We start from the raw sequence: 10,765 nt of genomic DNA, 5'->3' as shown, positions 1-10,765 counted from the left end.
TGGAAGAGGATCACAGCGATGTTGGTTTCGAGGCCGCCAAGCATCAGGCCCACCATTGCAATAACGACGGCGCGCGCAGCGATCCCCCTGCGGTCGCGGGAGATGACGCCGCGATTGTGCAGGGCGTTGCCACCGGTCAGCAGTGCCAGACCGATACCCGCCACGAGTGCGAACAGGGCAGATGACCGTCCGGAGAAGGTGGCACCTATCCATGAAGCCTCGGAGCTGCCCTCCAGGTAAAGGGGGAAAACGTGGGTGGACATCATGCCGAAAAGGGCTATGCCCCTGGCCGCATCGATACCGCTCAGCCTGCCCGGGCTCTGTGTGATGGCCATGATGGAATGTTCTCACGCCCGCTGCAGCGGGTAAGTTTGACCTATGGCTGCCTCCGATAATCACCCGCTCCCATTCGGTTCCCTCGTCACCGCCATGGTGACTCCGTTTACCCCCGACGGCGCTGTGGACTTCGATGCAACGGCTGCGCTGGCGGTCCGTTTGGTCGAGGACGGGTGTGACGGCCTGGTGATTTCCGGAACGACCGGTGAAACGTCCACCCTGGAGGACCAGGAGAAGGAAGACCTTTTTCGCGTTGTCGTGGAAGCGGTGGGCGGCCGGGCCAAGGTCATCGCCGGTACCGGCACGAACCACACGTCCCACTCGGTCGAGATGGCTCAGCGCGCCCAGCGCGCGGGTGCAGACGGACAGCTCGTCGTCACTCCCTACTACAACAAGCCGACACAGTCCGGCGTCCTGGCACACTTCGACGCGGTGGCCGCCGCCTCTGACCTGCCGATCATGATCTATGACATCCCGGGCCGGGCAGGTATCCCCATCAGCACTGAAACCATGATCCGGTTGGCTGACAACCCCAAGGTCCTTGCGCTGAAAGACGCCAAGGCGGACTATGCGGCGGTGACACGGGTGCTCGCCAACACAGCGCTGGACGTCTACGCAGGCGATGACGGCCTGACGCTGCCGTGGATGGCCGCCGGCGCCGTCGGCGTCGTAAGCGTCAGTGCCCACGTAGCCACCGCGCAGTTCCGCGCGCTAGTCGATGCCGCGACGGCGGGTGACTTCGCCACCGCGAGAAAGGTTCATTTCGATCTCGACCCGGTGGTCCGCGCGGTCATGACCCATATTCCGGGTGCTGTTTCCGCCAAGCAGATCCTGCGGATGCAGGGAGTGCTCCCGAACTCCGTGGTGAGGTTGCCCCTGGTCGAGCCCACCGCCGTCGAAATGGAACCGGTACTGACTGACCTTGCCGAAGCGGGCTGGGACTTTTCCGCGGGCGCAACCCGCTAACCTCCGAAAGGCCGACGGATGACAGAACTCGCAGGGACCACACTCGTCCCGCCTCCGCCACTCGCCGAGGGAACCCTGAGGGTCGTTCCGCTCGGCGGACTCGGAGAAATCGGCCGGAACATGGCCGTCTTCGAAATTGGCGGCAAGCTGTTGATTGTGGACTGCGGGGTTCTGTTCCCCGAGGAGACCCAGCCCGGCGTCGACCTGATCCTGCCGGACTTCTCCTATATCGAGGATCGGCTGGATGACGTGGTGGGCCTCGTGCTCACCCATGGTCACGAGGATCACATCGGCGCAGTGCCCTACCTGCTCCGCCTCAAGGCCGACATACCGCTGATCGGATCGCAGCTGACGCTGGCACTGATCGAAGCGAAGCTCCAGGAGCACCGGATCCGTCCCTTCACCCTGACCGTTGCTGAGGGTCAGATCGAACAGTTCGGGCCGTTTGAGTGTGAGTTTGTTGCGGTCAACCACTCCATCCCCGATGCGCTCGCTGTGTTCATCCGCACGAAGGCCGGAACCGTTCTGCACACCGGTGACTTCAAGATGGACCAGTTGCCGCTTGACGGGCGTATCACGGATCTGCGTGCCTTCTCGCGCCTCGGCGAAGAGGGGGTTGACCTGTTCATGGTTGACTCCACCAACGCTGACGTACCGGGATTCACGACAGCCGAACGTGAAATCGGACCAGAGCTTGACCGGCTGTTCGGCCAGGTGAAGAAGCGCGTGATCGTTGCCTCGTTCTCTTCCCACATCCACCGCGTGCAGCAGGTACTCGATGCAGCCCAGGCGCACGGCAGGTTCGTGTGCTTTGCCGGCCGCTCGATGGTGCGCAACATGTCCATCGCCGCGAAACTGGGCTACCTCCGAGTGCCTGATGGAATCCTGGTCGATGTGAAGAACGTGGACGACCTCCCCGATGACCGGGTGGTGCTGATGTCCACGGGCTCACAAGGCGAGCCGATGGCAGCGCTGTCCCGTATGGCCAACGGTGATCACCCCATCACCGTGGGCAAGGGAGACACCGTCATCCTGGCCTCCTCCCTCATTCCCGGAAATGAGAACGCCGTCTTCCGCGTCATCAACGGACTCCTCAAGCTCGGAGCCGACGTGATCCACAAGGGCAACGCGCGCGTTCACGTCTCGGGGCATGCGGCTGCGGGAGAACTGTTGTACTGCTACAACATTCTCAAACCGAAGAACGTCATGCCCGTGCACGGCGAAACCCGCCATCTGATCGCGAATGGGAACCTTGCGATCCAGACCGGTATCCCGAGCGAGAACGTCCTCCAGACAGATGACGGTTCCGTTGTGGACCTGAAGGACGGCGTCGCACGTATCGTGGGCGCGGTGGAGTGCGGATATGTCTACGTGGACGGCTCAAGCATCGGCGAGATCACCGACGCCGACCTGAAGGACCGCCGCATCCTCGGCGAGGAGGGGTTCATCTCGATCATCACCGTGGTCAACCGCAGTACGGGAACCATCGTCTCCGGTCCGGACATCCATGCCCGGGGCTTCGCCGAGGACGATTCGGTCTTCGACGACATCAAGCCGAAAATCAGCTCTGCCCTGGCCGAGGCCGTCATGAGCAACAAGGACCACACCACGCATCAGCTTCAGCAGGTGGTACGCCGCGTCGTCGGAACCTGGGTCAACCGCCGTTACCGACGCCGTCCCATGATCATTCCGGTCGTTCTCGAAGCCTAGCTGGCGTGCTAATCCCCGGAAGCAGGGGCCCGGTCCGGTAGCGTAGCGAGTATGGCGACCCGTACTTCCCCTCCTTCTTCGCGGGGTCAACAGCCGCGAGCTCCACAGTCGCGAGGTTCGCAGCCGCGCACCCGCAGCACGGCCGTTGCCGGCCGGGGGTCGACGGCGCGCGGAACCAGCAAGACGCAGCCGCTGCCTGAAGCTGAGGAAAAGCTTCCGCTGCCGCTGCGGGCAGTCCGCGGGTTCTGGATGGCACTGGCACATTTGATCGCCGGCGCGATCCGGAAGTTCGGCCATGACGTCCAGCCACAGAAAGACCTCCGCAGGGACGGTACAGGCTTCTTCCTTTTCCTCTGTGCAGTCGCCGTCGCGACGGTTGAGTGGTGGGCGCTCACGGGACCGGTTGCCGATGCCATCCACGCAATTGCCGGGGGATCGGTGGGCTGGATGGCCCTGCTCCTGCCCTTTATCCTGCTTACCGGAGCAGTTCGCCTCTTCCGCTATCCGGAGAACCCGCGCGCGAACAACCGCATCGGAATTGGGCTGACCGTCCTTACTTTCTGCGGAGCAGGTATCGCACACCTCGTGGGCGGCCAACCCGAACTTGCCGCCGGACTGGACCCGCTGTGGCGAGCCGGGGGAGTAATCGGGTACCTCATTGCCGCACCGGCAACAGCCCTCCTCTCTGTCTGGCCCGTCGCTGTTGTGCTCTCCTTCTTGATTTTCGTAAGCATCCTCATCATCACGGCCACCCCCTTCCGCCATATCCCGTCCCGGCTGCGCCACCTGTACGAGCACCTCATGGGCCAGGACCTCAATGACCGCGACAGCGACAGCGATGAACACGACCAGAGCTACCTGTCCGATCGTGAACGCGCCCCGGCCAAGCCAAAGAAGAAGTCACGCCTCTTCGGCGGTAAAAAGAACACGGCCGAGGAAGAGGAGCTGGACGGTTACGTCGGGGACGAAGCCTTTGAACGTGCCGTGCTCGACGACGACGCTGACACTCCTCCCGCGCCGCCGACGATTCCCCCGGGTGTGCGGCGTCCCACGCAGCAGGAGATGGCTACAGAGAAGATCAAGCGGAATCAGGGGCTGGGCGCCGCCGAACCTGCCACCGAAGCCATGTCGGTGCTTCCTCCCGCCAGTGCTCCGGCTGCGCAACCCGCGCCGGTCCCATCCCATCCGGTTCAGCCGCAGGCACCTACAACGCCGATTCCGCAGCGGACCGAGCAGCTTTCTCTCGCCGGTGACGTCACGTACACGCTCCCGCCATCCGACTACCTGCCGGCCGGCACCCCGCCCAAGGAGCGCTCGGAGGCAAACGACGCGGTCGTTGCCGCGCTGACCCACACCCTTGAACAGTTCAACGTCGATGCGAAGGTCACCGGGTTCTCCCGGGGTCCGACGGTGACCCGGTACGAGATTGAACTGGCGTCGGGCACCAAGGTGGAGCGGGTCACCGCTCTGTCCAAGAACATCTCCTATGCGGTAGCGAGCTCGGACGTACGAATTCTTTCGCCGATCCCCGGCAAGTCAGCCATCGGTATTGAGATCCCCAACACCGACCGTGAAACGGTGTCTCTGGGCGACGTCCTGCGTTCAGGCAATGCGCGCAAGACAGAGCATCCGATGGTCATGGGTGTCGGCAAGGACGTCGAAGGCGGGTACGTTGTAGCCAACCTCGCCAAGATGCCGCACCTCCTGGTGGCGGGCGCAACCGGTGCGGGTAAGTCCTCCTTCGTGAACTCGATGATCACGTCCATCCTCATGCGGGCCACGCCCGATGAGGTGCGCATGATCATGGTCGACCCGAAACGGGTTGAACTTACGGCGTACGAGGGCGTTCCGCACCTCATCACCCCGATCATCACCAGCCCGAAGAAGGCTGCTGAAGCCCTCCAGTGGGTTGTCCGTGAGATGGACACGCGTTATGACGACCTCGCCAACTACGGCTACAAGCACATTGACGACTTCAACAAGGCTGTACGCAACGGGAAGGTGGTCCCGCCGCCGGACTCCAAACGAGTGGTCCGCCCGTATCCGTACCTGTTGGTGATCGTCGACGAGCTTGCCGACCTCATGATGGTTGCCCCGCGCGACGTCGAAGACTCAATCGTGCGAATCACCCAGCTTGCGAGGGCGGCAGGTATTCACCTGGTACTGGCCACCCAGCGCCCATCGGTAGACGTGGTTACCGGTCTGATCAAGGCCAACGTTCCCTCCAGGATGGCCTTCGCCACCTCCTCTGTGACCGACTCGCGGGTGGTCCTTGACCAGCCCGGTGCGGAAAAGCTGATCGGTCAGGGTGACGCCCTGTTCCTGCCCATGGGCGCGTCGAAACCTATGCGCGTGCAGGGTGCCTGGGTAACCGAGTCCGAGATCCATCGGGTGGTGGAGCACGTCAAGGAACAGTTGAAGGCGGTCTACCGCGAGGACGTCGCAGTCGAGGCGCCCAAGAAGCAGATTGACGACGACATCGGCGATGATCTCGATGTCCTGCTGCAAGCCACCGAATTGGTGGTCACGACGCAATTCGGTTCCACCTCGATGCTCCAGCGGAAGCTTCGCGTCGGTTTCGCGAAGGCAGGGCGCCTCATGGATCTGCTCGAATCGAGGGGTGTGGTTGGCCCGTCGGAGGGCTCGAAGGCTCGCGACGTCCTGGTGAAGCCGGACGATCTCGGTCCGGTCCTGGCAGCCATGCGAGGGGATGACCCGCCGTCGGCGGCTCCGGCGGAGACCGCGGCACCCGATTCCTCTTACCAGCCCGGTGGGGTGACCGATCTCGTCGCAGACGATCTCGATTCCCGCCCTCAAGCGGTCGACTACCATGACGACGACGAAGACGACGGCTCTGAAGACGCTTGGTCCCTGACAGGCAGGTAGCCTTGGTCCGTGAGCAATTCTGACGCCGGAGCGGTACCAGTCCTGAACGTCGCCAATGTGTTGACGGTCGTCCGGATTGCGCTGGTGCCGTTCTTCGTCTGGTTCCTCCTGGCGGACGCAGGCCAGGGCGGCCTGCTGCGATGGCTCGCCGTCGCAACGTTTGCGATCGCCATCTACACCGACAAGCTTGATGGGGACATCGCCCGCAGCCGAGGTCTCATCACGAACTTCGGGAAGATTGCAGATCCCATCGCGGACAAGCTGCTGATCGGTTCAGCACTGATCCTCCTGTCCGTGCTGGGTGAGCTTTGGTGGTGGGTCACTCTTGTGATTCTGGTTCGCGAGCTTGGAATCACCCTGCTGAGGTTTGCCGTGATCCGCTACGGTGTCATGCCGGCCTCCCGCGGCGGGAAGCTGAAAACTGTCGTCCAGACCCTGGCAATCTTCCTCTACCTGCTTGTCCCGGCGCTGGGAAGCTGGGCGTTCTGGCCGGCCGTCACCGTCATGTTGGCAGCACTTGTGATCACTGTGGTGACCGGCGTCGACTACATCCTTCAGGCTGTGCGCCTACGGCGCACGGCACGAAACACCTCGGCCTGACCGAACGCTGTGGCATTGAACCAGAAGGGTGCAGCGGCGCCCGCGAGAGTAGTTGCCCTGGCTGCAGAACGCGGACTGACCATTGCCACCGCCGAGTCACTGACGGCCGGAATGGTCGCTGCGGTCCTGGCTGAGGTACCAGGTGCCTCGGCGGTGCTGCGGGGTGGCGTGGTGTCGTACCATCGTGAGCTGAAGGAATCGCTCCTTGGTGTCGACGCGGGGCTTCTCGCGCGCGTGGGCGCCGTCGATCCGGCAGTCGCCCTGCAGATGGCGCTGGGCGCGCGAGCAGCGTGCGGAGCAGACATCGGCGTAGCCACCACTGGCGTTGCCGGGCCGGAACCGCACGAGGGCAAGGAAGTAGGAACGGTCGTCGTAGCTGTGACCTCCGGCGAAAGCCGCATTGTGCGGGAATTCCGATTCGAGGGAAACCGTGCCCGGATCCGGAAGGCTTCCTGTGAAGCAGCCGTGAACATGCTCACGGAGGTGCTCGAACGGGAGCCGCTGGGAACAAACGGCGTACCGCAATAGTTATCAATAGTGTCCGGCACGCAGACGCAGAACGGGCTAGGCTTAAATCAGAAGGTCGCTCAGCGGCCGGCACAAGGGAGTTAGGCGATACACATGGTAAAGCAACCCGTATCCGTAAACGGTGTCATCCGTTGGCGGGATGTGGGGTTGGCAGAAGATCCGCAACGTAAGCCGAAGGAGCGCAAGATGGTCGTTTTACGCCACGAGATCGGGGACGTCCTGCGCGACGTCCGCCAGCGCCAGGGCCGTACGCTCAGGGAAGTGTCGCACAGCGCCCGGGTTTCGCTCGGCTATCTGAGCGAGGTTGAGCGGGGTCAGAAGGAAGCGTCCTCGGAGTTGCTTTCGTCGATCTGCTCCGCGCTCGATGTGCCTCTGTCCATGATGCTTCGGGAGGTCAGTGACCGTCTGGCTGAAGCCGAGGGGGTCGCTGTTCCGGACACCGTCCCTCAGGAGTTCGCCCAGCAGTTCGGCGGCGATATGCCGGACGACTTTACCGACGGTTTCAGCCGCGGACTGGCAGTAACCAAGAACTAGATCTGCTTCCAGCAGGCTTGAAGAGGCTCGCCGCATGCGGCGGGCCTCTTCACATGTCTGTGCTACCAGTTGTCCTTGGTGTAGGTCTGGTTCAACTGGGAAATAAGGTTTCCGAGCGTTGTGAGGTCGGCCAGACTCCAGTCTTCCATCAGCTGGTGGAATGCCTCCTTGCGGGCCTCCTGCGCGGCAGAGAGTTGGGTCAAGCCGTCCTCAGTGAGGCTGATTGACTGGGCGCGGCCATCGAGCGGGTCAGCGGTCTTTTGGACCAGGCCCAGCTGCTCCAGCATCGCAATCTGCCGGCTGACGGACGGCTTGCCTACCCCGATGCTGGCGGCCAGGTCTGTCAGGCGCATTGACCCCTCCCGCTGTAGTATGACCAGCAGCCCGTAGGCCGCCGGCTCCATATCCGGATGGACGCGCCGAGCTACTTTGTAGGAGTTCGACCGCGCGCGCCTCCACAGCATGCTGAGCTGTTGCTCCAACGCCTGCACGGCAGCATCGACGGAGGCATCGGGTTCCTGGCGGTCTACAGTCATGCGTTTCATTCTAGGGTTTATCAGGACAAGGAGAACGCGGCATGCGCACAAGCGACTTTTGGCGCTTGATGGATGATGAATTCGGGTCCGCCTATTCACGGACACTGGCTCAGACCCTGCACCTCTCGGGGTTGGGTGACAGAACACCGGCCGAGGCCCTGGGCGCCGGCATCGATCCGAGGGCCGTGTGGATCGCGGTCTGTGAAATGCAGGACGTCCCTGAGTACCGGCGGCTCGGTCGGGACGTGAAGCCGCGCTAGACATCGGCGGAACACGCGCGCGAATCAATCGAATATGTGTTCGGGTTCGGACTATGCTGAGCACAGAGAATAATCACGCCGCCCGTCCTCCACAGCTCCGCAGAAAAACGGGAGATGTCCACATCGGTTGCCCTCAAAGGCACTTTGTCGGAGGGGGACGTTACGGTCAAGAGGAACAGTTAAACGGGCCTTAGGTGGCCACGAGTAAACCGAGGTGAATGATGGCCGTACCAGCCGATCGTGAGAAGGCTCTTGAGGCCGCACTGGCCCAGATTGACAAGCAATACGGCAAGGGGTCAGTCATGCGCCTTGGCGACGAGGTCCGTGCTCCCATCGAAACCATATCCACGAGCTCCATTGCTCTTGACGCTGCGCTCGGAATCGGCGGTTTGCCACGTGGTCGCGTCGTCGAAATCTATGGACCGGAATCGTCGGGTAAAACCACGGTCGCGCTGCACGCCGTGGCCAATGCCCAGCGCAACGGCGGAATCGCCGCTTTCATTGATGCCGAGCATGCCCTGGACCCTGAGTATGCCAAGAAGCTGGGCGTGGATACCGATGCGCTGTTGGTCTCTCAGCCGGACACTGGTGAGCAGGCGTTGGAGATCATGGACATGCTCGTTGGCTCAGGATCCATCGACATCGTTGTCATCGACTCCGTTGCCGCACTTGTTCCCCGCGCCGAAATCGAAGGTGAAATGGGCGACAGTCACGTCGGCCTGCAGGCCCGGTTGATGAGCCAGGCGCTTCGAAAGATCACCGGGCGCCTGAGCCAGACCAAGACCACTGCCATCTTCATCAACCAGCTTCGCGAGAAGATCGGTGTGTTCTTCGGGAGCCCGGAAACCACCACGGGCGGCAAGGCGTTGAAGTTCTACGCGTCTGTGCGTATCGACGTGAGGCGCATCGAGACCCTTAAGGAAGGCACTAATCCGGTCGGTAACCGGACGCGGGCAAAAATCGTCAAGAACAAGATGGCTCCGCCCTTCAAGCAGGCAGAGTTCGACATCCTGTACGGCTTCGGAATCTCCCGAGAGGGTGGCCTCATCGATGTCGGCGTAGAGAACGGTCTTGTCAAAAAGTCCGGTGCATGGTTCACCTATGACGGCGACCAATTGGGACAGGGCAAAGAGAACGCCCGTAAATTCCTCATCGACAACCCTGACCTTGCGGATGAACTGGAGAGGCGAATCCGCGAGAAGCTCGGAGTGGGAGGCGCAGCAGAGGCCGCTCCGGAAAAAGACAGTCCCAAACTCAAGGCAGTCGGCGGTGAAGGCGGCCGTTAGGCTTTGACGAGTGAATTTCCCCGAGCGCCGGGTGCCCGTCAGCCGGGCACCCGGCGCTCCGGTAAGAGGAACGGGCCCCAGACGCCCGTGCCGGGCACACCTGCGGACGTCACACCCGAAGCGGACCCCTATGAGGTGGCGCGATCGATTGTTCTGAGGCAACTATCGATGGCCCCTCGGAGCCGTCATCAGCTGCACACCAAGCTGCTCGAGCGCGGTGTTTCTGACGGGGCGGCACAGGAGATCCTCGACCGCTACGAAGAAGTCCAGCTGATCGACGATGCAGAGTTTGCCCGCATGTGGGTCAGAAGCAGGGCTCAGACCCGGTCGCTTGCAAGGTCAGCCATCAGGCGGGAGCTCGCCGACAAGGGTATTGCAGCGGAGCTCGCTGATGAGGCGTTGTCCCAGCGCACCGATGAGGACGAACGTGCCGCGGCCGCGGAACTGGTACGCCGGAAAGTGAGGCCACTGGCTGACCCTGGAGACCGTGGCGCACAGGATAAGCAGGTGCGACGCCTCGTGGGGATGCTTTCCCGAAAGGGCTACTCGCCGTCGATCGCGTTTTCTATCGTCAAGGATGTCCTCGCCGAGCAGTAGGGTCCGGTGCCCGCAAACCTCTGCAGAGGGCAGGGCGTGGGCCGGATTGGGACTGGGCGCAGCGGGCCGTACCCTTAACTGGTGAGTTCCACAGTTGTTTTCCCGTCCACTCAGGCCGAGCCAGAGCCAGTCCCATCAGCCCGGCGCACGTACGACGTGCGCACGTTCGGGTGCCAGATGAACGTGCATGATTCCGAACGCATCGCCGGCCTACTGGAAGACGCAGGTTACGTTCCCGCTGCCGGCGATCAGGCCGACGTCGTCGTCTTCAACACCTGCGCGGTTCGCGAGAACGCTGACAACAAGCTCTACGGCAATCTCGGCCAGTTAGCTCCCGTCAAGCAGGCGCGGCCGGGGATGCAGATTGCAGTCGGCGGCTGCCTTGCTCAGAAGGACCGCGACACCATCCTCCGCAAGGCGCCCTGGGTCGACGCAGTCTTCGGAACCCACAACATCGGCGCGTTACCCGCTCTGCTGGAGCGTGCCCGGCACAATGACGAGGCGCAGCTCGAAATCCTCGAGTCGC

Annotated in this window: 11 protein-coding genes and 1 pseudogene; 10 read left to right on the top strand and 2 right to left on the bottom strand. The window is 62.7% G+C overall.

Annotation, left to right across the window (positions count from 1 at the left end):
* The coding region (locus tag RIF85_RS12260) for a heparan-alpha-glucosaminide N-acetyltransferase domain-containing protein (RefSeq protein ID WP_309072183.1) at nt 1-335 on the bottom strand (335 nt) is incomplete at its 3' end.
* A 43-nt stretch (nt 336-378) separates the two neighbouring features.
* Between RIF85_RS12260 and dapA the strand changes: the two genes are divergently transcribed.
* The 6 genes from dapA to RIF85_RS12230 all read left to right on the top strand — a co-directional run bounded on the left by dapA (nt 379) and on the right by RIF85_RS12230 (nt 7,560).
* Nucleotides 379-1,302: a 4-hydroxy-tetrahydrodipicolinate synthase gene (gene dapA / locus RIF85_RS12255; protein ID WP_309072182.1), complete on the top strand. Its 924-nt coding sequence runs from the start codon at nt 379-381 to the stop codon at nt 1,300-1,302.
* 18 nt (nt 1,303-1,320) lie between these two features.
* The gene (locus RIF85_RS12250) at nt 1,321-3,012 is read left to right on the top strand and encodes a ribonuclease J (protein WP_309072181.1); all 1,692 of its coding nucleotides are present in this window, start codon (nt 1,321-1,323) and stop codon (nt 3,010-3,012) included.
* A 51-nt stretch (nt 3,013-3,063) separates the two neighbouring features.
* Entirely contained in the window at nt 3,064-5,898 is a 2,835-nt protein-coding gene (locus RIF85_RS12245) for a DNA translocase FtsK (protein WP_309072180.1), read from the top strand.
* 9 nt (nt 5,899-5,907) lie between these two features.
* The gene (gene pgsA / locus RIF85_RS12240; RefSeq protein ID WP_309072179.1) at nt 5,908-6,498 is read left to right on the top strand and encodes a CDP-diacylglycerol--glycerol-3-phosphate 3-phosphatidyltransferase; all 591 of its coding nucleotides are present in this window, start codon (nt 5,908-5,910) and stop codon (nt 6,496-6,498) included.
* 9 nt (nt 6,499-6,507) lie between these two features.
* Complete coding sequence (locus RIF85_RS12235; RefSeq protein ID WP_375164845.1) at nt 6,508-7,026, top strand: CinA family protein; 519 nt, start codon at nt 6,508-6,510, stop codon at nt 7,024-7,026.
* 93 nt (nt 7,027-7,119) lie between these two features.
* A complete protein-coding gene (locus RIF85_RS12230) occupies nt 7,120-7,560 on the top strand; it encodes a helix-turn-helix transcriptional regulator (RefSeq protein ID WP_309072177.1) in 441 nt (146 codons plus the stop codon).
* A gap of 62 nt (nt 7,561-7,622) precedes the next feature.
* Here RIF85_RS12230 and RIF85_RS12225 read toward each other — a convergent pair whose 3' ends face one another.
* Nucleotides 7,623-8,096 carry a MarR family transcriptional regulator gene (locus RIF85_RS12225; protein ID WP_309072176.1) on the bottom strand — a complete coding sequence of 158 codons (474 nt, stop codon included), beginning with the start codon at nt 8,094-8,096 and terminating at the stop codon, nt 7,623-7,625.
* Nucleotides 8,097-8,137: 41 nt separating this feature from the next.
* Between RIF85_RS12225 and RIF85_RS12220 the strand changes: the two genes are divergently transcribed.
* The 4 genes and pseudogenes from RIF85_RS12220 to RIF85_RS12205 all read left to right on the top strand — a co-directional run.
* Nucleotides 8,138-8,356 carry a DUF3046 domain-containing protein gene (locus RIF85_RS12220; protein ID WP_309072175.1) on the top strand — a complete coding sequence of 73 codons (219 nt, stop codon included), beginning with the start codon at nt 8,138-8,140 and terminating at the stop codon, nt 8,354-8,356.
* 221 nt (nt 8,357-8,577) lie between these two features.
* Nucleotides 8,578-9,642, top strand: a complete 1,065-nt coding sequence (gene recA / locus RIF85_RS12215) for a recombinase RecA (RefSeq protein ID WP_309072184.1) — start codon at nt 8,578-8,580, stop codon at nt 9,640-9,642.
* A gap of 3 nt (nt 9,643-9,645) precedes the next feature.
* A complete protein-coding gene (locus RIF85_RS12210; protein ID WP_309072174.1) occupies nt 9,646-10,239 on the top strand; it encodes a regulatory protein RecX in 594 nt (197 codons plus the stop codon).
* A 177-nt stretch (nt 10,240-10,416) separates the two neighbouring features.
* A pseudogene (locus RIF85_RS12205) lies at nt 10,417-10,765 on the top strand (tRNA (N6-isopentenyl adenosine(37)-C2)-methylthiotransferase MiaB); the annotation flags it as partial.

Origin of the sequence: Arthrobacter sp. (assembly GCF_031179385.1) — a bacterium.
Taxonomy (GTDB): domain Bacteria; phylum Actinomycetota; class Actinomycetes; order Actinomycetales; family Micrococcaceae; genus Arthrobacter_D.
This window is presented reverse-complemented; position numbering and strand designations above follow the sequence as displayed.